The sequence below is a fragment of the Anaerolineales bacterium genome (assembly GCA_025808555.1).
Taxonomy (GTDB): Bacteria; Chloroflexota; Anaerolineae; order Anaerolineales; family UBA11579; genus JAMCZK01.
Genome location: CP075526.1, coordinates 2,159,021 through 2,184,953, shown reverse-complemented (window position 1 = coordinate 2,184,953; position 25,933 = coordinate 2,159,021). Strand labels below are relative to the sequence as shown.

The 25,933-nt window shown below is 58.5% G+C and carries 23 protein-coding genes and 1 tRNA gene; 20 read left to right on the top strand and 4 right to left on the bottom strand.

Annotated elements, in window-relative coordinates; genetic code table 11:
• Positions 1 to 21: 21 nt before the first annotated feature.
• From KIT08_10875 to KIT08_10860, 4 genes are read left to right on the top strand one after another with little or no spacing between them, the layout of a single operon-like run.
• Positions 22 to 798, top strand: a complete 777-nt coding sequence (locus tag KIT08_10875) for a TerC family protein (GenBank protein UYN89586.1) — start codon at positions 22 to 24, stop codon at positions 796 to 798.
• On the top strand, positions 798 to 1,487 hold the full coding sequence (locus KIT08_10870) for a 1-acyl-sn-glycerol-3-phosphate acyltransferase (GenBank protein UYN89585.1): 690 nt from the start codon (positions 798 to 800) through the stop codon (positions 1,485 to 1,487). The genes KIT08_10875 and KIT08_10870 overlap by 1 nt, the downstream gene beginning before the upstream one ends.
• A 59-nt stretch (positions 1,488 to 1,546) precedes the next feature.
• A complete protein-coding gene (locus tag KIT08_10865; protein ID UYN89584.1) occupies positions 1,547 to 1,993 on the top strand; it encodes a carbon monoxide dehydrogenase subunit G in 447 nt (148 codons plus the stop codon).
• A gap of 10 nt (positions 1,994 to 2,003) precedes the next feature.
• Entirely contained in the window at positions 2,004 to 2,987 is a 984-nt protein-coding gene (locus KIT08_10860) for an XdhC family protein (protein ID UYN89583.1), read from the top strand.
• 16 nt (positions 2,988 to 3,003) lie between these two features.
• Here KIT08_10860 and KIT08_10855 read toward each other — a convergent pair whose 3' ends face one another.
• Positions 3,004 to 4,146 carry a thiolase domain-containing protein gene (locus KIT08_10855; GenBank protein UYN89582.1) on the bottom strand — a complete coding sequence of 381 codons (1,143 nt, stop codon included), beginning with the start codon at positions 4,144 to 4,146 and terminating at the stop codon, positions 3,004 to 3,006.
• Positions 4,147 to 4,291: 145 nt separating this feature from the next.
• Here KIT08_10855 and KIT08_10850 point away from each other — a divergent pair, with 145 nt between their 5' ends.
• Genes KIT08_10850 through KIT08_10800 form a run of 11 tightly spaced genes read left to right on the top strand, consistent with a single transcriptional unit; the run spans position 4,292 to position 18,398 of the window.
• Positions 4,292 to 5,173, top strand: a complete 882-nt coding sequence (locus KIT08_10850; protein ID UYN89581.1) for a xanthine dehydrogenase family protein subunit M — start codon at positions 4,292 to 4,294, stop codon at positions 5,171 to 5,173.
• A complete protein-coding gene (locus tag KIT08_10845; protein UYN89580.1) occupies positions 5,170 to 5,658 on the top strand; it encodes a (2Fe-2S)-binding protein in 489 nt (162 codons plus the stop codon). The genes KIT08_10850 and KIT08_10845 overlap by 4 nt, the downstream gene beginning before the upstream one ends.
• Positions 5,659 to 6,936 (top strand): amidase, encoded by a 1,278-nt coding sequence (locus KIT08_10840; protein UYN89579.1) that lies wholly within the window; start codon positions 5,659 to 5,661, stop codon positions 6,934 to 6,936.
• Positions 6,937 to 6,946: 10 nt separating this feature from the next.
• Positions 6,947 to 8,617, top strand: a complete 1,671-nt coding sequence (gene fdrA, locus KIT08_10835; GenBank protein ID UYN89578.1) for an acyl-CoA synthetase FdrA — start codon at positions 6,947 to 6,949, stop codon at positions 8,615 to 8,617.
• A gap of 6 nt (positions 8,618 to 8,623) precedes the next feature.
• Positions 8,624 to 9,868, top strand: coding sequence for a DUF1116 domain-containing protein (locus tag KIT08_10830; GenBank protein UYN89577.1), 1,245 nt, complete (start codon positions 8,624 to 8,626; stop codon positions 9,866 to 9,868).
• A gap of 7 nt (positions 9,869 to 9,875) precedes the next feature.
• The gene (locus KIT08_10825; protein UYN89576.1) at positions 9,876 to 10,664 is read left to right on the top strand and encodes a cyclase family protein; all 789 of its coding nucleotides are present in this window, start codon (positions 9,876 to 9,878) and stop codon (positions 10,662 to 10,664) included.
• 4 nt (positions 10,665 to 10,668) lie between these two features.
• Positions 10,669 to 13,020 (top strand): xanthine dehydrogenase family protein molybdopterin-binding subunit, encoded by a 2,352-nt coding sequence (locus KIT08_10820; GenBank protein UYN89575.1) that lies wholly within the window; start codon positions 10,669 to 10,671, stop codon positions 13,018 to 13,020.
• 1 nt (position 13,021) lies between these two features.
• Positions 13,022 to 15,472 carry a hypothetical protein gene (locus KIT08_10815; protein ID UYN89574.1) on the top strand — a complete coding sequence of 817 codons (2,451 nt, stop codon included), beginning with the start codon at positions 13,022 to 13,024 and terminating at the stop codon, positions 15,470 to 15,472.
• 18 nt (positions 15,473 to 15,490) lie between these two features.
• Entirely contained in the window at positions 15,491 to 16,693 is a 1,203-nt protein-coding gene (locus tag KIT08_10810) for an amidohydrolase family protein (protein ID UYN90810.1), read from the top strand.
• Positions 16,690 to 17,574, top strand: a complete 885-nt coding sequence (locus KIT08_10805) for a DUF2877 domain-containing protein (protein ID UYN89573.1) — start codon at positions 16,690 to 16,692, stop codon at positions 17,572 to 17,574. Before KIT08_10810 ends, KIT08_10805 begins: the two co-directional genes overlap by 4 nt.
• The gene (locus KIT08_10800; protein UYN89572.1) at positions 17,562 to 18,398 is read left to right on the top strand and encodes an NmrA family NAD(P)-binding protein; all 837 of its coding nucleotides are present in this window, start codon (positions 17,562 to 17,564) and stop codon (positions 18,396 to 18,398) included. The genes KIT08_10805 and KIT08_10800 overlap by 13 nt, the downstream gene beginning before the upstream one ends.
• Positions 18,399 to 18,448: 50 nt before the next feature.
• Here KIT08_10800 and KIT08_10795 read toward each other — a convergent pair whose 3' ends face one another.
• Positions 18,449 to 19,873, bottom strand: a complete 1,425-nt coding sequence (locus KIT08_10795; protein UYN89571.1) for a xanthine permease — start codon at positions 19,871 to 19,873, stop codon at positions 18,449 to 18,451.
• A 179-nt stretch (positions 19,874 to 20,052) separates the two neighbouring features.
• On the opposite strand from KIT08_10795, the gene KIT08_10790 reads away from it, so the two are divergent.
• Genes KIT08_10790 through KIT08_10780 form a run of 3 tightly spaced genes read left to right on the top strand, consistent with a single transcriptional unit; the run spans position 20,053 to position 23,205 of the window.
• Positions 20,053 to 21,258 (top strand): CoA transferase, encoded by a 1,206-nt coding sequence (locus KIT08_10790; GenBank protein ID UYN89570.1) that lies wholly within the window; start codon positions 20,053 to 20,055, stop codon positions 21,256 to 21,258.
• Positions 21,259 to 21,295: 37 nt separating this feature from the next.
• Positions 21,296 to 22,513 carry a DNA polymerase IV gene (gene dinB / locus KIT08_10785; GenBank protein ID UYN89569.1) on the top strand — a complete coding sequence of 406 codons (1,218 nt, stop codon included), beginning with the start codon at positions 21,296 to 21,298 and terminating at the stop codon, positions 22,511 to 22,513.
• Positions 22,510 to 23,205 carry a hypothetical protein gene (locus tag KIT08_10780; protein ID UYN89568.1) on the top strand — a complete coding sequence of 232 codons (696 nt, stop codon included), beginning with the start codon at positions 22,510 to 22,512 and terminating at the stop codon, positions 23,203 to 23,205. The genes dinB and KIT08_10780 overlap by 4 nt, the downstream gene beginning before the upstream one ends.
• A gap of 43 nt (positions 23,206 to 23,248) precedes the next feature.
• Here KIT08_10780 and KIT08_10775 read toward each other — a convergent pair.
• Together KIT08_10775 and hisS are read right to left on the bottom strand one after the other, a co-directional pair.
• Positions 23,249 to 23,321 (bottom strand) — tRNA-His (locus KIT08_10775).
• Positions 23,322 to 23,363: 42 nt separating this feature from the next.
• Positions 23,364 to 24,629, bottom strand: coding sequence for a histidine--tRNA ligase (gene hisS, locus KIT08_10770; protein UYN89567.1), 1,266 nt, complete (start codon positions 24,627 to 24,629; stop codon positions 23,364 to 23,366).
• 82 nt (positions 24,630 to 24,711) lie between these two features.
• Here hisS and xth point away from each other — a divergent pair, with 82 nt between their 5' ends.
• On the top strand, positions 24,712 to 25,479 hold the full coding sequence (gene xth, locus KIT08_10765) for an exodeoxyribonuclease III (protein ID UYN89566.1): 768 nt from the start codon (positions 24,712 to 24,714) through the stop codon (positions 25,477 to 25,479).
• On the top strand, positions 25,476 to 25,898 hold the full coding sequence (locus tag KIT08_10760) for an SRPBCC domain-containing protein (protein ID UYN89565.1): 423 nt from the start codon (positions 25,476 to 25,478) through the stop codon (positions 25,896 to 25,898). Before xth ends, KIT08_10760 begins: the two co-directional genes overlap by 4 nt.
• Positions 25,899 to 25,933 lie beyond the last annotated feature (35 nt).

Genomic DNA, 25,933 nt, shown 5'->3' with positions numbered 1-25,933 from the left:
TTTGGCCTTATAATCCGCGCTATGGACTTGCTAGCGACCCCCGAAGCATGGATCGCACTGCTCACCCTGACCGCACTCGAGATCGTGCTGGGCATTGACAATCTGGTTTTCATTTCAATTCTTGCCGCCAAGCTACCCAAAGAACAGCAGCACCGCGCCGAGCGCATCGGCCTGGGCCTGGCTATGTTCATGCGCATCGCCCTGCTGCTTTCCATCAACTGGATCATTGGGCTTACCGCTCCATTGTTCACCATCGCCGGGTTCACCATCTCTGGCCGCGATTTGATTCTGCTGGCCGGCGGTCTGTTCCTGATCGCCAAGAGTACCTTCGAGATCCACGACAAACTGGAAGGCGAAGAGGAGCACAAGACCGCTAAGGGCGGCCGCGGGGTCACATTCTCCAGTGTCGTGATCCAGATCCTACTCCTTGACGCGGTCTTCTCGATCGACTCTGTCATCACTGCCGTTGGCATGGCCGACTCGATCTATGTGATGATCACCGCGGTGGTGCTCGCGGTCATCACCATGGTGCTTACCGTTGGCTTCATTAGCGATTTCGTGCAGCGCCATCCCACCGTCAAAATTCTGGCGCTCTCTTTCCTCATCCTGATCGGCTTCTCTTTGGTAGTTGAAGGCCTGCATCAGCACATTCCAAAGGGTTACATTTACTTCGCCATGGGCTTCTCCATCTTTGTTGAGTTTCTCAATCTGCGTTTGCGCTCACGCAAGCAGAAGCCTGTGCAGCTGCGCGCAACGCCTACACCTGTTAAAACCGGAAAGAAAAAGAAAACCGCCTGATGCTGAAGTCGTTCAAGTTTCATTTTGTCCGCACTGTGATCGTGTTTGCATTGCGGCTATTGACTTCAACGCGGCTATATAACCTGAACAACATCAACCAGGCCGAAGGTGGCAAAGCCATAGTGGCTGCCAACCACCTGGGCATGCTGGATGCCGCCTACGCTTTCCGCATGGTAAACCGCAAGGACCTCATCATGGTCGTTGCGGAAAAGTACAAGAAATATGGTTTCTTCCGCTGGCTGGTCAAGACGCTCAATCTCCTATGGCTTGAGCGCTATGAAGCTGATTTCGGGACTCTTAAGGAAACACTACGTCGTTTGAATCGCGGGGGTATCCTGTTCATTGCTCCGGAGGGAACCCGCAGTAAGACTGAAGCGCTGCAGAATGCAAAGCCCGGTGTAGCCTACCTGGCTTCAAAGAGCGGCGCACCCGTAATTCCTGTGGCGCTTTGGGGCACAGAAGACCGCGTGGTTGGCCAGAACCTAAAAAAGCTCAAGCGGTCAGAGATCGTGCTCAGTGCTGGCAAGCCTTTTGTTATTCCTCCCCTGCCGAAAGAGAACCGCGCCGAGTTCCTGCAAGCGCAAACTGATGAGATCATGGCGCAAATTGCCGCCTTACTGCCGGAGAAATACCGCGGCGTATATGCAGATTCACCCCGCGTGGCTGAGCTACTTCAAAGTAACAAATAAGTTTTTGTTCGCTAGAATTGATTTGGCTATGCGCATTTCAATTCTTGCCTGGAGACGACATGCAAGTAAAAGGATCCACTACCATCGCTGCCCCTCAGGAAAAAGTTTTTACCTATCTGACCAACCCTGAGTTTGTTTCAAAATGTGCCCCCGGACTTGAAAGCCTGGAAGTGATCGAGGAAGGCAGAAAGTTCAAGGGCACCGTCTCCGTTGGGCTTGGCAATTTGAAAGTGCGCTTCAGTGGTGACCTTGAATTCACTGAGATCGTGGCGCCCTCAAAAGCTACATTGAAAGCCCATGGCGCAGCCCCCGGCAGCGCAGTGGACGCCACCGCCACGATGCTGCTGAGTGACGCCGGCAATGGCGTAACTCAGCTGGATTGGACGGCCGACATCAGCGTGCTGGGCACCATTGCTGCTCTCGCCTCGCGCATGATGGGCAGCGTAACCCAGAAGCTCAGCGGCGAATTCTTCGACTGCGCCAAGAAGCAGATCGAAGCCAGCTAGCGGAGTTGCCGTGCGCGAACTGCTGCCCGATGTGGAGCACTGGCTGGCCCAGGGTGAGCGCGTTGCCCTGTGCACGGTCATCTCCACCTGGGGCTCCGCGCCGCGCCAGGCTGGCGCGGTCATGGCCGTCAGCGAGAGCGGTGGCCTGGTCGGCTCAGTGAGCGGCGGCTGCGTAGAAGGCGCAGTACTGACGACTTCCAAGGAAGTGATTGCAACCGGCCAAGCGCAGTTGCTGCACTTTGGCGTGCAAGATGACACTGCCTGGGAAGTGGGCCTTGCCTGCGGCGGCGAGATCGACGTCTTCGTACAGCCACTTGACACACAACTGTTCGCTCTTCTATTGCCTCGCCTCAAAGCAGACGAGCCGATGACCCTCGCCACCATCATCAAGGGCGACGGGATCGGCGGCCAAACTCTGGCAGACGAAGCCGGCCAGGTGCTCGCCCACAGTGGCAGCGGCCCGGCAGCGCGCACTGCGCGCATACCCAGCCTGGAAAATGACGGTACAGTTTTTGTCACTCCGCTGGTCGCCTCCCCCACTCTGATCCTGGTGGGGGCTTCTCATATAGCTGCCGCCTTGGTGAACATTGCTCACATGATGGAATTCCGCGTCGTGGTGATCGATCCACGCAAAGCCTTCATGAGCGAAGAGCGCTTCGCCAACGCAGACAAGCTGGTACCGGTGTGGCCGCAGCTTGCCTTCGATGACCTTGGCATCACCAACACAACCGCCATCGCTTTGCTGAGCCACGACCCCAAGATCGATGAGCCGGCGCTGATGCTGGCACTGCGCAGCCCAGCCTTCTACGTGGGCGCGCTGGGCAGCCGCCGCGTGCAAGCCCAGCGCCGCGAACGCCTGCTGAAAGCAGGGCTCACTGAGCAAGAGCTGGCCCGGCTGCATGCGCCCATTGGGCTTGCCATTCAAGCCAAAACGCCGGAGGAGATCGCTCTCTCCATCATGGCCGAGGTCATCAAAAACTATCGGGCTGAGTAACTCAGCCCGATAGTTTTTAGTTTCCCAGAATGTGCGTCACCACCGTTGACGCAACCCCGCCAATCGATTGCATCATGCCAACCTTAGGCCGGCGTACCTGGTTCTTGCCAGCCCGCCCGGTGAGCTGCAGCACCAGTTCGCAGGTCTGATACAGCGCCGTGGCGCCAATCGGATGACCGCGCGCTTTCAGCCCGCCCATCGTTGTGATCGGGATCTTGCCCTTGAGGCCGATCTTGTCCTCGTGCGCTAGGCGCCAGCCGCGGCCGGGGGCGGCAAAACCAGCCGCCTCCAGCTGCAAAGCAGACATGATGGTGAAGGCATCATGCACTTCGAACAGGCTGATGTCTTCGTGCTTCACGTTGGCCGCCTTGAAAGCTTTCTCGGCAGAGATCTGCGCTGCACGCAGTTGGAGCGGGCTTGGGCGGTCCTCTAGCCTGAAGTAGTCTGTGGCAACGCTTGAAGCTAACATTTGCACTGGCGTCTCAGTGAAGGCGCGTGCCTGGCTCGTGGGGGCAAGGATCACAGCCGCCGCGCCATCACAGATCGGCGCACTGTCGTACAAGCGCAACGGCGCATAGATCACTCGCGACCCGCGCACGGTTGCCGCGGAGACCGGCTTGCGGAACATGGCGTAGGGGTTGCTCTTGGCATTCCTGTGAGCATTGACCGCAAAATTAACGAAGCCATTCTTTGGAACCTTGTAGCGCTCAATGTACATACGCATTAGCTCGGCATTGCGGTTGATCATATTGGCGCCCAGCGGCACTTCCAGCTTGGCGTCCAACGCTTTGGCCAGGGCCGGCACAGCACTGCCTTCGCTCATCTTTTCTGCGCCTACAACCATCGCCAGGTCTACATCCCCGCTAGCGACTGCCAGATAGGCCACTCGCAGCGCGGCGGCCCCGCCCGCCGTGGCCGCGCCGATTCGCAGAGCCTCAACCCCATGCAGGCCAGCTTCATCGGCGAACAAGGCGCCAAGATGCTTCTGATTCTGCAGCTCATCCGCCAGCATGTTGCCGACATAAAGCGCCTCGACGCCGATCACTCCGGCGCTCTGCATGGCGTCTCTCATGACAGAGGATGCCATTTGGCTCAGGCTGTCCGGATTTGCCTTCACCACTGGCAACTGAGAAGCGGCGACAATGCTTACAGGTCTCATATGTGCCATGATGACAAAGAATAGAGCAACAAGCAAGGGACAAACGACCTTTGCTACCATCAGGCATTCGTTGAGTTAAGCAGTTTGTAGTACGATTAATATTCCAGTCGTGTTCACTTTTTTCTAAGAATGGCGAAACGAACGCATGAAACCTGCTCCCTTTGAGTACCATGCACCCACTACTCTGGAAGCCGCGCTTGAACTCAAAGCCGAGCACGGAGATGACGGAAAGCCATTGGCGGGCGGCCAAAGCCTGATCCCAGCCATGAACTTTCGGGTGGCACAGCCCAGCCTATTGATCGACCTGAACCACGTGCCTGAACTGCGCCATATCTCCAAACCCAACGGCGCAGTACACATTGGCAGCATGACTCTGCAATCTACGGCGGAGCGCGACCCGCTGGTGGCAGAGCACGCGCCGCTGCTGCACGAAGCCATCCCCAACATTGCCCATCCCCAGATCCGCAACCGGGGCACCATCGGCGGCAGCCTGGCACATGCCGACCCGGCCTCAGAGCTGCCTGTGGTAGCGCTGGCCCTGGGCGCCCGCTTCCGGGCGCAGAGTAAAGCCGGCGAGCGCTGGATCGAAGCCAAAGACTTCTTCGCTGGCCTGTTCGCCACGACTTTGCAGCCCGACGAGTTGCTGGTCGAGATCGCTTTCCCGACAAAAATGGCACGCACGGGGTACTGTTTCACCGAGGTGGCCCGGCGGCACGGGGACTATGCCATGGCGGGACTGGCCGCAGTAGTGACTCTGGGCGCAGACGACAAGGTCAGTGAGGCCCGTCTGGTGTATTTAAACGTGGGCGATGGCCCGCTGGACGCCGCCAACGCGGCATCCAGCCTGGCCGGCGAGGCGCCAAATGCGGCCGCCTTCAAAGAAGCCGGCCGTATTGCCAGCCAGGAAGATATGTCGCCTTACGGGAACATCCATGCTACGCCAGAATACCAGCGCCATCTTTCAGCTGTACTGACTGAACGCGCACTGCATACCGCCACCGAACGAGCAAAGGCCGCCCACGCATGAGCCCTACTCACCCTATTCAGGTAAGCATCAACGGCAAGACGATAGAGAAACGGGTTGAGCCGCGTTTGTTATTGGCTGACTTTATTCGTCATGAAGCCGGGCTCACCGGCACACATGTGGGCTGCGAGCATGGTGTATGCGGCGCGTGCACCATCTTGTTTGATGGCAAGCCCGTGCGCAGCTGCATCATGCTGGCGGTGCAAGCCAACGGCCACGACATCACCACCGTAGAAGGCCTGGCTGTGAGTGAAGACAAGCTGCACCCCATCCAGAACGCCTTCTGGGAAGCGCACGGTCTGCAGTGCGGCTTCTGCACTCCAGGCATTCTGATGACACTGGTGCCTTTCCTGCAGGAGAATAAGAACCCCAGCGAAGCTGAAGCGCGCGAAGCGATCAGCGGCAACCTGTGCCGCTGTACGGGCTATCAGCACATTGTGGACGCTACCCTGTTGGCTGCCAAGAAGCTCAGAGAGGCGGAGAGCTAGATGAAGACCAAGCCCGGCAGCCGCCAGGCGGTTGATGCTTTGCTCAGCCGCCTCCATGCATTTGAAAACTTGTATTCCGAGCGCGAGCCTCGGGTGCACGCTTTTGTCAGCGAAGATAGTCGGTTTAAGCGCCTGCAGCGTCAAGGCACCGCGCTTGCGAAGAGATACAAACAACCTGAGAAACGGCCTTCCCTTTATGGGATGCTTCTTGGTGTAAAAGACATCTTCCATGTGGATGACTTCGCAACCAAAGCGGGCAGCCACTTGCCGGCGCGTGCTTTGGGAGGCAAAGAATCCATTGCAGTCAGCGCGCTGAAGCGGGCCGGTGCCTTGGTGGCGGGCAAGACCGTTACGACCGAGTTCGCCTACTTCACGCCCGGCCCCACGCGCAACCCACACAACCCTGACCACACACCCGGCGGCAGCAGCAGCGGCTCGGCCGCGGCTGTCGCCGCGGGCCTGGTGGATATTGCCCTCGGGACACAAACGATCGGCTCAATCATTCGCCCTGCCTCGTTCTGCGGCGTGGTGGGCTACAAGCCCAGCCACGGCCGCATCTCGACTGAGGGGGTTATCCCGCTGGCGCCTTCTCTGGACCACGTCGGCCTGTTCGCCCAAGAGGTTCCGTTCATTAAGCAGGCCGCCAAAGTAGTCATCCAAAATTGGACCGACGCTCCGCGCCAGGACAAACTCAGCATCGCGATCCCCACCGGGGAGTACCTTTCCCATGCCTCCAAAGAGATGCTGGCGCATCTTGAAAATGTGGCTGAGCGCTTACGCCAGGCGGGTTATCACGTCAAACGTGTCAATGCTCTGAATGAATTCGCACCCGTTGTGCAGCGCCATCGTCTCATCCTGGCCGCTGAGGCCGCCCAGACCCACGCACTCTGGTTCGGGCGTTATTCTCATCTATATAGTCCCAAACTGGCCGAGTTGGTCAAAGAAGGCCTGGCAACTCGTGCGGCTGACTTGGACAATGCGTTAGATGCCGCTCGCGGCCTGCGCCACGACCTGGGCGCGCTGATGAACTTGCACGGCTTTGACCTCTGGCTGACGCCTTCTGCCGTAGGCTCCGCCCCCTTAGGTCTGGCCAGCACAGGTGACCCGGTGATGAACCTGCCCTGGACGCAAGCCGGCATGCCAGCCCTCAGCCTGCCAACCGGGTGGGACACAGCCGGTCTTCCGCTAGGCACACAGCTCATTGCGCCATACGGCCGGGATGAACAGTTGCTGGCTTGGGGGGCCGAAATCGAAACTGCCCTGGCGGAGAGCAAGTGAGCTGCTCATTATGAGTACAACTAAAAGTGAAGTTCGCCCCGGCGCATATTACGACTCGGTCGTATTGATGCAGCTGCAGCGCAAGCTGGCTGCCCTGCCGGGGGTAGAAGATGCCGGTGTGGTGATGGCCACGCCAGCCAATCTGGAGCTGCTGGCTGACAGCAATCTACTGGAAGCAGCCGGCAAAGCTGCCCGTCCGGAAGACTTGCTCATTGTGGTGCGCGCCGCCAGCGAAACCGAGGCCAGCACCGCCCTCTCACAAGTAGATGAACTGCTCAAGCAGCGCAGCAGCGGTGGCGGCAATCAAAGCTACCGCCCACGCAGCCTGGATGCTGGCGTGCGCAACCTGCCTGCCGCTGAATGGGTGCTGATCTCGGTGCCCGGTCGCTACGCGGCCAAGGTTGCGCATGAGGCGCTGGACCACGGCAAGCATGTGTTCCTGTACAGCGACAATGTTGAACTCAGCGATGAGATCGCACTCAAGCAGCGCGCCGCTGAGCTTGGCCTGTTGGTCATGGGGCCAGACTGCGGCACAGCCATCATCAACGGGGTTGGGCTGGGCTTTGCCAACCGCGTGCGCCGCGGCCCGGTGGGCCTGGTAGGCGCATCCGGCACTGGCCTGCAAGCGCTCACCGTTGGCATCCACAACTACGGCGGCGGCGTCTCGCAAGCCATCGGCACCGGCGGGCGTGATCTCAAAGCGGAGGTTGGCGCGGCTAGCATGCTGCAAGGCCTGCGCTACCTGGCCGCTGACGAGAGCACCAAAGTCATCGTGCTGGTCAGCAAGCCACCGGATGAGCAGACTTCCGCGCGGCTGCTGACTGTGGCGCAGTCAGCTGGGAAGCCTGTAGTTGTGGCTTTCATTGGCTTTGCCGCCCCCGCCGAGCAGATCGGCAATGTGCACTTCGCAACCGGGCTAGACTCTGCCGCGCGGATTGCCGTAGCCCTGAGCGAGGATGCAATAAGCCCCACCGCGGTCGAACCGCGCACGGGTTACTTGCGCGGCCTGTTCGCTGGCGGTACGCTGGCCTATGAAGCCCTTAATGGGCTGCAGAATTTCCTGCATCCTCTATATTCGAATGTGGCTATACGCAATTCGCAGAAACTGGCTGACCCTTTGCACAGTCAAGCCCACACGATCATTGACCTGGGCGAGGATGTGTTCACGGTTGGCCGCCTGCACCCGATGATGGATAACGACCTGCGCCTGCGCCGCCTCAAACAGGAATCTGAAGGCCCTGAGATTGGGCTTATCTTGCTTGACATTGTGCTCGGTGAAGGCGCACACGCTGACCCCGCCAGCGAGCTGGCTCCAGCAATTGAAGCGCACTGCAAAGCGCGCCCAGACCTGGAGTTTGTGGCACTCGTAGTGGGCACAGATGATGATCCGCAACATACCAGCGAACAGATCGCCAAGCTGGAGGCTGCCGGCGCACGCATCTTCCGCGAAACCTCGCAAGCCGTAGATTATGTAGCTGCTCGCCTGGCCGTTGCTCCATCTTCGGCCGCCAAGCCATTGCAGCCATTCGGCGAGCCGCTGGCAGCCATCAACGTGGGCGTGGAAAGCTTCTACGACAGTTTGCAGGCCCAAGGTGCGCACGCCGTACAAGTAGATTGGCGCCCGCCCGCTGGAGGAAACGAGAGCCTAGCAAGTATTCTTGAGAAGATGAAGGGCAAATAGGTAGAGATGGTAGACATCAGCAAAGCAAATCAGCAAGCGGTTTCCAAAATGATGGAGGCGCGCCCCATCCTTAAGGGTGTGGCGCTGGCAAAAGACGTCATTCCAGACATGAAGCCGAATCTTCTGCTGCACGCCGGCCCTCCCATCAGCTGGGAGCGCATGTCTGGGCCGCTGCGGGGGGCGGTCATTGGCGCGCTGATCTTTGAAGGCCTCGCCAGGAACGAAGCTGAAGCTGTGGCATTGGTGGAAAAAGGCGAGATCGAATTCGACCCTTGCCACCACCACGACACAGTCGGGCCGATGGCCGGCGTCACATCGTCCTCTATGATGGTCTACATCATTGAGAACGAGACTCACGGCAACAAAGCGTACTCCAACCTCAACGAAGGCTATGGCAAAGTGCTGCGCTATGGGGCCTTTAGCGAAGAAGTGATCGCCAAGCTGCGTTGGATGAATGACAGCATGGGTCCCTTGCTCGCCAAAGCCATCGAAGCCAGCGGCGGCATTGATATCCGCGCCCTATTGGCCGAGAGCCTGCACATGGGCGACGAAGGCCACAACCGCAACAAGGCCGGCTCCATCATCTACACTGCCAAGCTCGCCCCCTGGATCGCCAAGGTGGCGGCGGACAACGAAGTCGAGTCCGAAGTGCTCAAGGCGCTGGGCGACAATGCGCTCAGCGTGCTGAACCCGGTCATGGCGGCCTGCAAGGCGATGTCTGCCAGCGCTCACGGGGTAGAAGGCAGCACCATGGTCACCACCATGGCGCGCAACGGCACCGACTTTGGCATGCGCGTTAGCGGCCTGGGCGAGCAGTGGTTCACCGCCCCTGCCGAAATACCGGATGGCCTGTACTTCCCCAGCTTCACCAGCAAGGACGCTAACCCAGATATCGGTGACAGCACCATTACCGAGACGGCCGGCATCGGCGCGTTTGCCATGGCGGCTGCACCTGCCATCGTGACCTTCGTGAGCGGCACGCCGCAGGACGCGCTCAACGCCACATTGGAAATGTACGAGATCACCATTGCCGAACACAGCCACTTCACCATCCCACAGCTCGAATTCCGCGGCACCCCCACCGGCATCGACATCCGCAAAGTCGTCGAACTGGGCATCACGCCGCGCGTCAACACCGGCATTGCCCATCGCGAAGCCGGCGTGGGCCAGGTGGGCGCGGGCCTGGTGCGCCCCCCGATGAAGATCTTTGAAGATGCGCTGGTAGCGTACGCCCAGCAATACAACCTTTAGGAGAATGATGAAAATCCACGATCTGTCCCAACCCTTGAACCAAGACGCCTCGTTCTGGCCGTTCTATCCCCCGTTCGAGGTCAAGTACATCAAGCGCAAGAGCGAGCATGGCGTCAACGCTCAGTACATCATGACCAGCAATCACATGGGCACGCATCTGGACGCGCCCAAGCACTTCGTCACTAACGGCAAAACGATCGACCAGCTGCCTTTGGACTGGTTGTACGGCGAAGGTGTCATCGTTGACCTCAGCAAAGAGCTGGACGATCTGGATGTGTTCACGCCCGAGATGATCGAGAAGAAAGCCGAGATTAAGAACGGCGACATCCTGTTCATTCACACCGGCTGGCACAAGTACTCCTTCTATAGCCCTGAGGGTGACGAGGAGCGTTACATCCAGCGCCATCCCGGTCCGCACCACAGCATCTGTGAATGGCTGCTCGACAAAAAGATCCACCTCTGGGGCGTGGACATGATCTCCACTGACCACCCCATGAACCTGCCCATCGGCCGCTTCCTCGGCAAGGGCGGGCTGGAGCACTGGGCCAAGGTACGTAAGCTGGTTGAGAAGAAGCTAGGCAGCTCCGAGAAAGTCGACGAGATGTTTCCTGCTGAGGCCTACCAGCTCACTCACAACGCACTCTTCCCGCATGACTGCTTCCATGTCGAGAACCTCGGCGGCGAGATCGGCAATCCCGCCTTGCACAACAAGCGCTTGATCCTCGGCGCCTTCCCGTGGAAGTTCCAGGGTGGCGAAGCCGCCTTCTGCCGCGCCGTAGCCTTCACCCAAGAATAGGCCAATGACGACGCGTTACTTCGGCCAACGGATAAAACGCAACGAAGACCCCCGCCTGCTCACCGGGCGGGCGCTCTTCGTTGACGATGTGGACTTGCCTGGCATGGCGCACGTTGCCTTCGTGCGCAGCCCCTATGCGCACGCCCGTATCAAATCCATCGACGCCGAAGCGGCGCGCCAGCACCCCGGCGTGATCGCCGTCTACACCGCTACCGACCTGGGTAGCTTCTGGCGCACCGGCGTGCTGAACGTAGGCCTGCCGCCTATCAAAGACGCCTACCTCAACGAACGCATGCATCCAATCCTGGCCAAGGACAAGGTGCGCCACGTAGGCGAAGTCGTTGTGTGCATCGTGGCCGAGTCTCGCTACATTGCCGAGGATGCCGCCGGCCTCGTGATGGTGGACTATGAGCCGCTGCCCGTGCACATTGACCCGCGCAAGGCGCTGGAGGATGGTTCAGCGCTCATCCACGATGATCTGGAAAACAACATCGCCGCCCATGTTGTGCAGGAAAAAGGCAACTACGAGAAGGCCAAAGCCAAAGCTGACCTGGTCATCAAGCGCGAATTCTTCTATGACCGCGGCACCGCCGCGGCCATGGAGAACCGCGGCATCGTCGCCGCCTGGGACGCCAAGGCCGGCAAGCTCACCATGTGGGATACCACCCAGGCGCCGGTCATCATCCGCAACGGCATCGCCGGCATGCTCGGCCTCTCCGAGCACCAGGTGCGCCTGATCGCGCCGTTCATCGGCGGCGGTTTTGGCCCCAAGATCCTCATGTTCTATCCGGAGGAAATGCTGCTGCCATGGATCAGCATGCAGCTCAATCTGCCGGTGAAATGGATCGAAGACCGCGCGGAGAACTTCTACTCCACCACTCAAGAGCGCGGCCAATTCCACGAGTCAGAGATGGCGCTTGCCAAAGATGGCACCATCCTCGGCGTGAAAGACGTTTTCTGGCACGACAATGGCGCCTACGACCCCTATGGACTGACCGTGCCCATCAACACGCAGTGCACCCTGCTCAACATGTACAAGGTGCCGGATTATTACAGCGAGTTCACCGCGGTCTTCACCAACAAGCCTATTGTCAGCCCTTACCGCGGGGCGGGCCGCCAGCATGGCGTCTTCGTGATGGAGCGCCTGCTGGATGCCGCTGCCAAAGAGCTGGGCATCGACAAAGTGGCTATCCGGCGCAAGAACCTCATCCCGCCGGAGGATTTCCCCGTCAAGCACCAGATCATCTATCAGGATTTCAGCGAGCTGACCTACGACAGCGGAAACTACGAGCCGGTGCTGGACAAGGCGCTCAAGATGATCGAGTACGACAAGTTCTACAATGAGCTCAAGCCCGCGGCCGAGAAGGCTGGCAAGAAGCTCGGCTTGGGCATCGTCTGCTATGTGGAGGGCACCGGTATCGGCCCTTATGAGGGCGCCCGCATTCAGGTACAAGCCAACGGCCGCGTCAGCGTGGCCACCGGTATCGGCACGCAAGGTCAGGGCCACTACACCAGCTATGCCCAGATCGTGGCCGAGCAGTTGGGGGTGCTCGTAGATCAGATTGACCTGGTGACTGGTGACACTGACCAGTTCCATTGGGGCGTCGGCACCTTCGCCAGCCGCGGCGCGGTGGTGGCTGGCAATGCCATCCACGCCGCCGCCAAGCGCGTGCGCGAGAAGATCATCGCCAAAGCCATCGAGGAGTTTGAAGGCGAAGTCACTGCTGACAAACTGGAGCTGGTCGACGGCAAGGTGCAGATCCTTGGTGCGCCGGAAACCGCCATTCCTCTCGGCCTGCTGGCCCAGAAGGCGAACCCGATGCGCGGTGCGGTGAAGCCCGGCACCGAGCCCGGCCTGGAGGCCACCGACTACTTCGGCCCCGAGATGGGCACCACTGCCTACGGCGTGCACGCCATGATTGTAGAAGTGGACCCTGACACAATGATGATCGACATCCAAAAGTACGCCGTGGTTCACGACTGCGGCGAAGTCATAAACCCACTCATCTTGGACGGCCAGATCCACGGTGGCGTTGCACAAGGATTAGGCAACGCCTTCTACGAGCAGTTGGTCTTCGACGAGATGGGCCAGATCCTCAATGCTTCGTTCATGGACTACCTGCTCCCTGCCGCACAAGATGTGCCGCGTATGGAGACTGACCACACAACCACTCCCTCCCCACTCAACCCCATGGGTGTCAAAGGCGCGGGCGAAGCCGGCGCCATCCCGGTTGGCCCACTGGTAGCCCAAGCGCTGGAAGACGCGCTGAACATGCCCGGTTTCGAGATCCGCGAGATTCCCCTAAGCCCGCTGCGGCTATGGGAGCTGGCGCGCGAGCACACAGCAAACCAATAGCATGCCAATCTTCGCGGTTGCTTGTGCAATACTGCTTGTAGCCGTCAGCTGGCTAGTGCTACGCCACTCTGTCAGTCATCTGTCAGGCAATCAGCGTCTCTCCTTTCTTGAAGAGTTATTCCCTACTAAGCCTACTGCGCACTACTTCATAGGGGCGCTTTTAGGGGCATTGATAGCATGCAGTCTGTCAGCCCACTATTCGCTTTTCTGGCTGCGCACACCCCTCGCTAGAGTCGCTATTCTGCTAACCATCTTCCCAGTTTTTACAGCACTTTTAGGAGCATTTTTTCAAAGAGCTAGCAAAGCCTTCAAGCCAACTCCTCCAGCAAAGATTCTAGGATTGTGGGCCTTTGCTTTTATCTTCCTGGCAGCCTTCCTATCCACCCTCACCACATGGCAATCAGTGCTACCGCCTGGGATTGCCAACCCACACTACGAGTTGCAATTCTCAAGACCTCCAGGAATATCTACACAGTCCGAGCCTATTGAACTTGTTGAAGTAAAACTCTATTCCGCTCTTGGCCCAGCTCAGAAGCTGCCTTACGGTGCTTGCCGCGGTGATCAGGCTCAAGGCTGGACGGGAACTGAATTAGCCTCAGCAGACAGTACCCAAGATCAGTCTCTCCTGATTTGTCACTTTGTGGCACAGCCGGGTGACTATCTTGAAGTTTTACTGAGCTCATTGGGCACCGAACAACAGGCTGTAGACATCTGGGTCAACGGGCTGCATTACACACAAATCAGCCTGGATGGAAGTCTGCGGTTTTTGCCCATCACACTTCCAACCACCCCACATTCAATTGCTGCAACCGTTATCGATAACTCGGCAAGACTGGCTCTCCCGGGACTTGCCCTCTTTATACTATTCAGCCTTGCGATCCACAGGAACTGGCTCACATTCCCAGCACTTGCGCTGGCAGTATTCGGCCTTGCGTCAAGCATTGTGTTTTTGCGCAATGCCTGGGTAGTTGAAGATCAGTTCATCACAATGCGAGTGGTCGAGAATCTGGTCCATGGGTACGGCCCAAATTTCAACGTCGGGTATCGTGTACAAGCATTTACTCATCCTCTATGGATGCTGTTGCTCTCGGCTATATACCTCCTTGCCAATCAAATTTCGCCAGCCGCAGATTTCCTCTCCCTGTATTACATAACTGCCATAACCAGTCTCGCTTTAGCAGCCCTTTCCCTAGCCCTGATCTTTCGGATTGGCAATTACAGGGATCCGCTCGTTGCATTTATTGGAGCTTCTCTGCTCTTGCTCTCAAAGAGTTTTGTGGACTACTCGCTCTCCGGCTTGGAGAATGCCTTGGTTAATGTCCTACTGCTCAGCTTTATATTGCAGCTCTACTTGGACAGCCGCAATGAACAAAAACTTTTCTGGCCATTCTTTACCGCAAGCTGTGCGGTTATCACTCGGCAAGATACTCTTCTTCTCCTCCTGCCCTCACTCGTATATTTGTTATGGAAACACCGCCATAAACTGCAAGACTGGTCTGGCGCAGTATTGGGCCTGTTCCCTGTTTTTGTCTGGCACGCCTTTTCAATTGTTTACTACGGCTTCCTAGTTCCAAACACCGCGTTTGCAAAACTAAACACCGGAATCCCGCGCATCGAGCTGATCGAGCAGGGGCTGGCCTTTTTTGCCAATGCGGTGCAGTGGGATTTAGTTGCGTTACTCGCAATGGCTTTTGCTTTGGCCATAGCAGCTTTTCAACGCGAGCCGCGGCGAGGCGTCATTGCAGTGGGCATCCTGACCTACCTGCTATACATTATGTGGATAGGTGGTGACTTCATGAGTGGCCGCTTTCTGGTGGCCCCACTGGTCATGTCTGTGGGAATCCTAATCACCTACCCTTATCAAAGGGTAACCCTGGCCGCAATGGTTGCGATCGCGTTAGTTGGATTGTTCAACGAGCGCTCGCCACTGTATGCCAATCTAAATTATGGGCAGACTATCCCGGTAGAAGCTTATTATGACGAACAAATAGCTGATGAGCGTGCTGTATTCTTTGCACAAACATCTCTCTTGCGCAATTTCTCTGGCCAGGAGTTGGCCAGGAGTCATTGGTTGGATTGGCGCACAACTCCAGACTTGGCGAGGGATGTGCTAGTGCTGGATAGCATCGGATTGGCGGGATATAGACTTGGCCCAAACTATGTTCTGATCGATGAATACGCCCTGGCTGACCCGCTGCTCTCAAAACTCCCCGCGAACTTTACGGAGAATTGGCGTATTGGGCACTTTGAGCGACGCGTCCCCAATGGATACAGACAGACCCTCTTACTAAACAAGAATCAGATTGAGAACCCACACCTTGCCGCTTTTTGGGAAAGACTTTCTCTGCTGGTGCAGGGCGATATTTGGTCGTTGCAACGCTTTACGGTTATATGGAAAATGAACACTGGTGAGTACCAACATTTGCTAGACTCATATATTGATTCCCAATAGCAGGAGCCTGTGATGCCATTGCCTAAGATTCTTATCACCAACGCCCAGCTTCGCAACCGGCCAGCCGGCGAAACCTTCTCGCTGCTTGTGCAAGATGGCCGCATCGCCGCTATCGACAAGGTCATCAAAGGCAGCGCCGATATAGAACTAGATGCTGGCGGCAATCTGGTGACCGAATCCTTCGTCAACGCCCATTTGCATCTCGACAAGGTCTATACCCTCGACCGCATGGATGAGCTGGCCCTGCAAAGCTACCAGGGCGCCGGCATGGGCAAGGCCATGAACGCCATCGAACTCGCTAGCCGGGTCAAGGCCGAATACGACGAGAGCTGGATCCTGCCCAACGTAAGAAAAGCGCTCAAGCTTGCAGCGAAGAATGGCAACACGCATATCCGCGCCTTTGCAGATGTAGACACCAAGGCCAAACTAATCGGCGTAAAAGCGCTCATCAAAGCCCGCGAAGAATTCAAGGGCATCGTAGATGTGCAAGTCGTCGCCTTCCCGCAAGACGGCGTGGGCCGCGAGCCCGGCACCGAGGAATTGATCCGCGAGGCGATGAGGCACGGCGCCGATGTGGTCGGCGGAATTCCATGGATCGAATTCACCGATGCCGACGCGCAACATCATGTAGATGCCATGTTCGTCATCGCCAAGGAGTTCGATAAGCCTGTCTCCATGCTTGTGGATGATGCTGGCGACGCTGGCCTGCGCACGCTGGAGATGATGGCGCTGGCCGCGATCAAACAAGGTTGGCAAGGCCGCGTGCTGGCCCACCATGCGCGTGCCATGGCACTATATCCAGTGCCGTATTTGCAAAAAGTAATCGCGTTGCTCAAGCAGGCACGCATGTACGTGGTGAGCGATCCGCAAACCGGTCCGCTGCATGCGCGTGTCAAAGAGTTACTGGAAGAGAATGCCTACGTCTGCCTTGGGCAAGACGATATTTCCGATGCGTATTATCCTTATGGCCACAACAACATGCTGGAGGTTGCCTTCCTGGCCTCACACCTGCTGTGGATGACATCACGCACCGAGATGGAGACACTCTACAGCCTGGTCACCACCGAAGCGGCCAAAGCAATTGGCTTGCAAGACTTTGAGATCAAAGTTGGCGCACCGGCAAACCTGGTGGTGCTTGACGCTCCCAACGTGCGCGAAGCATTGCGCTACCACCACGCGCCTGTCCACGTAATCAGCCACGGCGCGCTGATCCAGCAATGAGCGCAACGCCTGATCGGCGTCTGCGTGCAATCTCCATTGCCCCCGCTGCCCGCCGCTGGTTGGAGAGTACCCAACACGCCCGTGTACTCTACGCCTTCGAAAGCGTCGTCAACTTGGTCAACGAGGATGCCCATGTGCTCTCGCTGGTCAGCGCAGACCTGGGGGATGGACCGTTCTCCATTGTTCTTGAAGATTTTCCTTCGGATGTTCAGGCGGACGCCAGCCTGCTGGTTTTCGAAAATGGCTTGTGGCTGCAGGACTGGCTCATCGATGCCGAAGAGGCGCCGCTGTGGCAACCGACGCCAAACTGGCAAACCCTGGGTTCGCAGCCCGCGCTCCTTGCGCCAGCCGCTCGCCAGATCGCGGAGTTGTTGGCCAAGCATTCACCTGAAGACAGCCTGGCCCGCCTGGTGTTGAACCCGCTGGCCAGCTCATCGCTGCCAGTACGCATTCTGCAGGCCGCCGAGCAGAACATCCCGCTGCTATTCGCGGCTCTAAAGCAGCCAGACGGCGCCAAGTTGCGCGAGGCTGCCAAAAAGCTGGCCGGGCTCGGCCCGGGCCTCACGCCAGCCGGTGACGATCTGCTGCTGGGCGCGATGTACGGCCTGTGGGCCACCCAGCCGCCGATCGCCGCCGAGCAAACCGCCCAGGAGATCGCTGCCATCGCAACCGAACGCACTCATGCCCTCTCTGCCGCCTGGCTGGCGGCCGGCGCCCGCGGCGAGGCCGCCGCGCCTTGGCACCAGCTCATCGATGCGATTGCTGCGCAGAACCCTAAGGCGATAGAGATAGCTGTGATGAGAATTCTGCCCACCGGGCACACCTCTGGCGCCGACGCGTTGGCCGGTTTCCTTGGCGTGCTGGAAGGATGGCAACCGTGATCCTGGTGACAGGCGCAGGCGGCAAGACCGGCCGCGCCGTGCTTGCTGCACTGCACGCCCGCGGCGCAAGCACACGTGCCCTGCTGCGCAAGATTGCTGAGGTTCCTGCCAGCGAAGTAATGCTGGGCAACCTGGCAGAAAGTTCAACCATTGCGGCTGCACTGCAAGGCGTTCAGGCCGTTTATTTCATCGCTCCGAATGTGTATCCAGACGAAGCTAGTCTGGGAGCGGCTTGGATTGCCGCGGCTAGGGCTGCCGGCGTACGTAGGTTCGTGTATCACTCGGTGCTTTATCCCCAGATCGAAGCCATGCCCCACCATTGGCAGAAACTACGCGTGGAAGAAGCACTGATTCAATCTGGTCTGGATTTCACTATCCTGCAGCCCGCCAGCTACATGCAAAACATCCTGCCCTATCTGGAAGATATGCGGGCGCACGGGGAATACAGCGTGCCTTATTCGCCCCATGCCTTGTTTACTCCGGTGGACCTGCACGACGTGGCTGCGGTAGCCGCACACGTTTTGCTTGAGCCCGGCCATAGCGGTGCAATGTATCCGTTGGCCGGACCGGAAGCCCTAAGCTCAGTCCAGATGGCCAGGCAAGTTGCGGGGCTCATCCAAAGAAGCGTGGCTGCTGTGCAGCAACCACTATCGGAGTGGCTGGCTGCCAACCAGCATTTGCCCGCCTATGCGCGCGATACTTTAGCAGCCATGTTCGCCTGGTACGATCAGCACGGTTTTGCCGCCAGCGCCACTACCCTGGCATCTCTGCTCAGGCGCCCGCCCACTCGGTTTGCCAGCTTTCTGCAGCGTGAGTTGAAATAAAAGAGCAGCGCAATGCGCTGCTCTTTTTTTGATTCAGTGAAACCAAACTACTAGCGGCGGCTCTTGGAGCGAGCAGCCTTCTTGACGGCCTTCTTCTTGCTAGCCGTAGCACGGCTTTCCCCACCAGGGGAAAAGATCAGGAAGATGGCGTTGAGCAAAATACCCAACACGGCCGCAGTGGCGATCGCCGGCAGGCCGCTGGGGAAGATGCCCTGCAGGAACGGGATGGGCAGGAAGCCACCATCGTAACCAATGTTGCCGCCGATGCCCACCACCATGATGATGGCGCCAACGGCCAGGTTGCGCGGGTCGAACATGCTCACCTTGTGCTCCTGCATCAGGGCGATACCCTGCATGCCGATCACACCGAACAGGTAGATGGCCAAGCCACCGCTCACAGCCAGGGGCACAGCGCTCACCAGCGCGGCCAGCTTGCCAACGAAGGCCAGCAGGATGGACAGCGCGCCAGCGGCGATCAGAGCCGGGCCGGAGTAGTTGCGCGTGATGGCCATCAGCGAGTTGTTCTCGCCGTAGTTGGTGCCAGCGGTGGCGCCCAACAGGCCATTCACCGCGTCACCCACACCATCCAGGATCAGGTTGAAGCCAATGTGCTTGTCCAGTTCATACTTCTTGGCCTTGCGCTCCTCAGCGAAGCGGTCAACGTAGAGGCTGATCTGGTACAGGTGCGCAGTGGATTCGGGGATGGTTGCAATCGCCATGATGGCAATGCTGAACACCGCCGTCGCCACGAACGCGCCGCCGAAGGCGGGGAAGGTGAAGTGCGGCAGCTGGAACAGAGGGGCCGAGGCCACGCCGGCAAAGTTCACCGAGCCCGGAGCTAGCACGCCAGAGAGAGCGATACCAGCCACCGCTCCGAGAAGCACAGGCAGCATGCCCAGGAAGCCACGGTTCTGCAAGTAGACCGAGAACAGAATGGTCACCAACAACGTAGCCAGGGAAACGCCCCAGTTGGCAGCAGCCATGCCCAGAGCGGCGAAGGCCAGACCGAAACCGATGATGGCGGCCACGGAGCCAGTCACCACTGGAGGCAGCACCTTGTCGAGCGCGCTCTTGCCAACTGCGCGGATGATGAAACCAAGCACGATGTTGAGCAAACCGGTGACGATGATGCCGGCCTGCATGGTGCTGATCACCTCATCCGGAGCGGGCACACCAAAGGCCGGCGCAGCGCCGGTCATGGCGGTCACCACCGCTACGTAAGCGGCGATGTAGCTGAAGCTCGAGCCATAGAACAGCGGGATGAACTTGCCGATGCCCATCTTGGACAGGATCAGGGCCACGATGGTGGATACACCGGAAGCGAACAGCACGGTGTTGACATGGAAGCCACACAAAGCAGCCACCAAAACGGTGGCCGGGAACATGGTGATGACGTGCTGGAAGCCCAAAAGAATAAGCTGACCCATGGGCGGGGTCTCATTGGGCAAATAGCCCATGCGCTGATTAGCAGCCATATACTCTCCTCAAAAATAGTGAATAAAAGCGGGACCTACTGTAGGAAGAAACAGTATGCAAGACGCCCCCACGCACCTCCTTCGGTTGAAAGATGTTCAACATACTGCAAGTTTACAACCCACAGAAACATCAAAAGCTACGCCGAAAGATAATAGAATATATGAACTATAATCAGCCTATGACCGCTAAAATGACTGGGATGCTGGACGGAATTCGTGTGCTTGACCTGACGCGGGTGTTGGCTGGCCCCTACTGCACCATGCTGCTGGGCGATATGGGCGCCGATGTCATCAAAGTTGAGGCGCCCGGCAAAGGCGATGACACCCGCCAATGGGGCCCGCCGTTTACCGAAGGCGGCATCTCCGCCTATTTCATCTCCGCCAACCGCAATAAACGCAGCCTGACCCTGAACCTGAAGAGCCCCAAAGGCCTCGAGATCCTGCGCCAGCTGATCGCCGCCAGCGATGTTCTGGTAGAGAATTTCAAGCCCGGCACGCTGGAACGCCTAGGCCTGGGCTATCCGGAGCTGCAAGCGCTGCGCAAAGACATTATCTATTGCACGATCAGTGGCTACGGCTACAGCGGGCCTGATAGCCACAAGCCCGGCTATGACTTCATCGCCCAGGCGCGCGGCGGCCTGATGAGCATTACCGGCCCGGCTGATGGCGAACCTGTCCGCGTCGGTCTGGCCATTGCCGACCTGCTTTCGGGGATTTATGCGTGCAATGCGATCACTGCCGCGCTTTTCGCACGCGAGCGCCAGAAAACGGGGCAGCGAATCGATATTTCGCTGTTCGACGCCCAAGTGGGCACATTGTCCTATGTGGCCAGCAACTATCTGATTTCGGGCAAACCCCCGCGCCGCTATGGCAACGGCCACCCCAATATCGTGCCCTACCAGTCCTTCAAAGCCAGCGATGGCTACTTCGCCTTCGCCAGCGGCAACGACGGGCAATGGACCAAGTTCTGCGCGGCCGCTGGCCGCCCTGAATTGGCGCAAGACGAGCGCTTCGCTACCAATCCCAAGCGGGTCGAGAACCGCGAGGTGCTCATCCCTGTGCTCGAGGAGCTCTTCGCCACTCGGCCAGTGGCCGAGTGGCTGGCGATGTGCGAACAGGCAGGTGTGCCTGCCGGCTCCATCAACACAGTTGACCAGGTCTTCACCGATCCGCAAGTGTTGGCCCGTGAGATGGTGCTGCACGGCCAGCTAAGCAATGGCGAGGCGATCAACATGCTGGCCTCGCCGCTCAAAGTGCCCACTAGTCCCATGCAACTTCGCTATCCACCGCCAGCGTTGGGCGAGCACACTGCCGACATCCTGCAGCACGAGCTAGGCATGGATGTGGCTGCCATCGAGCAGTTTAAAGAGCAGGCTGTGATCTAGAGCCCATCCAGAGTGTGGCTATACGCAATCCGGTCTTATGCACGCCGAGATACACTCGCCTCCGCGCACTATCATCCACCTAGATCTGGATGCCTTCTTCTGCGCAGTGGAAGAACTGCGCGATCCCAGCCTGCGCGGCATTGCGTTCGCGGTAGGCGGCAGCCCCGAGGGCCGCGGGGTAGTGGCCACATGCTCGTACGCCGCTCGTAAGTTCGGCATTCACTCCGCCATGCCCATGGCCCGCGCCCTGCGCCTGTGCCCTGAGCTCAAGATCGTCCGCCATCACTTTCGAGATTACACAGACATGTCACACAAGGTGATGGATCTCTTGGGCAGCTATTCAGACTTGGTGCAACCCATCTCGATCGATGAAGCTTTTATCGACATCAGCCACTTGCCTGAGCCAGGCTTGGTGTACGCCAAACAATTGCAAACCCAGATCCGCGATCACCTGCACTTGCCTGCCTCGCTAGGCGTTGCCAGCAATAAGTTAGTAGCCAAAATTGCCACCAACGTGGGCAAGGCCAGCGTAAAAACTGGCAACTACCCATTTGCCATTCAGGTGGTGCCCCACGGGCAGGAAGCCGCTTTCCTCGACCCGCTGCCAACTGATGCTCTATGGGGCATCGGGCCAAAGACTGCCGAACGCCTGGCTGCGCTGGGTATGCGCACGGTTGGCGATATTGCCCGCTACCCGCTTCAGGACATGGTGCGCCTGCTTGGCCAAACCGGTTCAGCGCTGCACTTTCGCGCTCAGGGCATTGACGAAAGCCCGGTGCATGTAAGCCACGAGACCAAGTCTGTCAGCCATGAAGAGACCTTTGCGCGCGATATCAATGACGAAGCCGAGCTGTTGCAGGTTCTCAGTCATCAATGTGTTTCCATCAGCAAGCAGCTGCGCAAGCTCAACCTGCACTGCAATACAGTCGCCATCAAAATCCGCTGGCCAGACTTCAGCAAGATCACCCGCCAACTCACCCTGCCTGACCCAACCTCGGATGCCAAGCTTATCGAAGAAGCCGCCCGCAAGCTTTGGGCCGCCCACTGGAGAGGCCGCAAAGTCAGGCTGCTGGGTGTGCGTGCCAGCAATCTCACTCCGCCCAGCTTTCAGCCCAAACTATGGGACTGGAACCCGAAAGAGTTTGAAAAACAAGAGCGCCTGGACACTGCCCTCAAGAGCCTGCAGGACCGCTTTGGGGCTGGCAGCCTGGTGGCCGCCAGCGGCCTGAGGAAAGAGAAGGGCGAGCGCCAATGATGCAGCCCGGCACGCACATTGGCACCCTGACCGAGCAAAGCTTGCACGCGGGGCTGAAACGCTGGTTGGCGAAGCCGGGCGACGCATTTGAGCAGCGCGTGGACGGCTACCAGATCGACATTGTGCGTGGCAGCCTCCTCATCGAGATCCAGACCGCCAACTTTAGCGCGCTCAAGACCAAGCTCGGCCGCCTGCTGGAGAATCACAAAGTAGTGCTAGTGCACCCAATTGCTCAGGACAAATGGATCGTGCGCAAGAACAAGCGCGGCAAACAACTCAGCCGCCGTAAATCGCCCAAGCATGGGCGCATTGAAAATTTGTTTGATGAGCTGCTGTATATCCCCCACTTGGCGGCGCACCCTAACTTCTCTTGCATGGCGGTATTTACGCAGCAGGAGGAGATCTGGCAGGATGATGGCGCTGGCAGCTGGCGGCGCAAGCACTGGAGCATTGCAGACCGCCGCTTACTTGAGGTCACTGGCAGCCATCGCTTCCGCAACTTGAAGGACTACCTGCGCCTGCTGCCACGCGAGCTGCAAAGCCCATTTACACACAAGCAGATGGCGCAAGCCATGGGCATTCCGATATGGCAAAGCACGCGGCTCAGCTACTGCATGCGCAAAATGGGCGCGTTGGAGAACGTAGGCAAGCAAGGCCAGGCGCTGCTGTTAGCGCCACGCAGCCTTTCCTAGCTTAAATCACAAATCGGCCTAGGGGCCGATTTGTTTTCGCCAGGGTGGATGACGGGAGTTGAACCCGCAACCACCGCATCCACAATGCGGTGCTCTGCCGATTGAGCTACATCCACCAAGAAGACGCTATTTTATCATGGAGACTGTTGGTTTGCGGGCTAGGCCAGCAACTTGCCCAGCTCAGCCGCCAGGTCAGCACGAGCCATACTGCGCTGGTCACCAGTCAGCAAGTCTTTTACGCTTACAGTTTTCTGTGCAAGCTCGTCTGGGCCAAGCACCAGCACCACCCGCGCCCCGCTGCGGTCAGCCTGCTTGAACTGCTTTTGCAACTTGTCAGCCTGCAGGTGGCTCGTCACCTTGAGTCCGGCGGCACGCAGCTCACTCGCCAATGTCAGGGAGGCTGCCAGTCCATCCGCGTCGAACACGGTGACATAAATCGGCGCCCGCCCGCTGACATCCGGCGCGTGGCCTAGCGCCTGCAACAGCAGGCTGATGACCACATTGCCCACAGCAAAGCCAACCGCCGGCACCGGGTCACCGCCTACGGCATTCACCAGATCGTTATAGCGTCCGCCGCCGAAGATGGCGCGGAACTCGCCGGCGGTATCCCAGGCTTCGAAGACTGTGCCGGTGTAATAGTCCAACCCGCGAATAATATGAGGCGCGTAGCGCACATAGTCAGCCGCACCCTGCGCTTCTACAGCCTTGAAGAAACGCTGCATTGATTCGGACTTTTGCCAAAGCTCCAGATTCCCCAGCAGCTTCTCTAAGCCCAACATCTGGGCCGCATCCAAGCCCAGCTCTTTGCCGCGCTCCTGCCAGGCTTCGGCACTCAGCTTGTCCTTACGGTCGATCAGGCCAAAGACTTCGCTGCGCAGGTCCCCGGCAATCCCCAGGGCTTCAAGCTCGGCCTGCATGAGCTGACGATTATTGACCAGGATCTGCGTCTCATTGGCGTTGAGCCCGATCGCCTTCAGGAACGTAGCTGCGATCGTGGCCAGTTCGGCATCGGCTTCGGGCGAGTCTTCGCCCACCATGTCGATGTTCCACTGGAAGAACTCGCGCGTGCGCCCTTTCTGAGGCTTCTCGTATCGCCAGAACGGGCCAAAAGACCACCAGCGCAGCGGGTAGGTAAGCTGGCGCTGACGCGTGGCTACCATGCGCGCCAAGGTTGGCGTCAATTCCGGGCGCAGGGTGATGCGTTCGCCGCCGCGGTCCTCGAAAACGTAAGACTGCTTCTCAACCAGCTCAGCGCCAGACTTTGCCGCGTACAGCTCAAAACGCTCAAGGAACGGGCCGTCATACTCCTGATACCCGAAAGATTCAGAGACCTGACGCATCTTGGCGTACAGCCAGGAGCGTACCGCCATGTCTTCCGGGTAGTAGTCTTGTGTGCCGCGTACAGCCTGGATAATGTTCGCCATGATGTGGCATTTTAGCATGCGCACTCGCCCGCTGCTCCGCCGCAAGCACCTCAGGTAGAATCAGCACCACGCAGGAGGCTGCATGAAACTGATTAGCTGGAACGTAAACGGGCTGCGCGCCCATCTCAAGAAAGATGGCTGGAAGTGGATCCTGAAGCAGAAGCCGGATGTGATCTGCCTTCAAGAGATCAAGAGCAAACCTGAGCAGCTTACCGATGCCCAGATGGAAACCTTCAAAGGCTACACCGTAGCCTGGAACCCGGCTGAGCGCCCTGGTTACAGCGGTGTGGCCACTATGGTGGCCAAAAAGAGCAAGGAAGACATCATTGGTTTTGGCGTGCCCAAGTTTGACATCGAGGGCCGCGTTATTCAAACCCGCTTTGACGACTTCACCCTGCTGAACGTTTACTTCCCCAGCGGCACCACCGGCATGGAACGCGTCAAATTCAAGCTGGAGTTTTACGATGCGCTGCTCAAGCACATCAAGAAGTTGCACAAGGCGGGCGAGAATCTGATCCTTACGGGTGACTTCAATACCGCTCACAACGAGATCGATCTCGCCCGCCCAAAGGAGAACCAGAGAACCTCAGGCTTCATGCCGGAAGAGCGTGCCGCCCTGGGCCTGTTCTTTGATGCGGGGCTGGTGGACACGTTCCGTGAGTTGTATCCCAATAAGCAGCAATTCAGCTGGTGGACGGCGCGCTTTCCCAGCGCTCGCCAGAACAACATCGGCTGGCGCTTGGACTACTTTCTGGTCTCCAAGCCTTTGCTCAAGAAGGTCAATGACATCACCATCTTTGACAAAGTAACCGGGTCAGACCATTGCCCGGTCATGCTGGAACTGAAATGAGCGGTAACACCATCGCCATCACACAGTACATCCCCAACGCCAGCCCACAACAGGTCTACGCGGCCCTCACGACGGTCGAGGGCTTGGCGCGCTGGTGGTGGCCGCACATCAGCGACACCTCCTATCGCATTGATGCCTGCGTAGGCGGCGAATATGACATCCGCTCGGTTGCCGCTGGCATCGGTGCGCGCGGGCGCTTCACCGCCCTCGATCCCAATAGCAATCTGCGCTTCACCTGGAACTGGATGAATGACGGCATCAGCACTGTTGAGGAAGAAGTTGAGATACATATCCAACCCGCCGACAACGGCGTGACGCTTAGTCTCACCCACTGCCTTGCCCCGCAAGCCGGTGACGGCGCTGACCTGCGCCAGGGCTGGAGTGATGTGCTGGCACGTCTGGCTATCTTGTGGGAATAGCCGTTAACCCAATGTTTAAGTGACAATGTTCACAA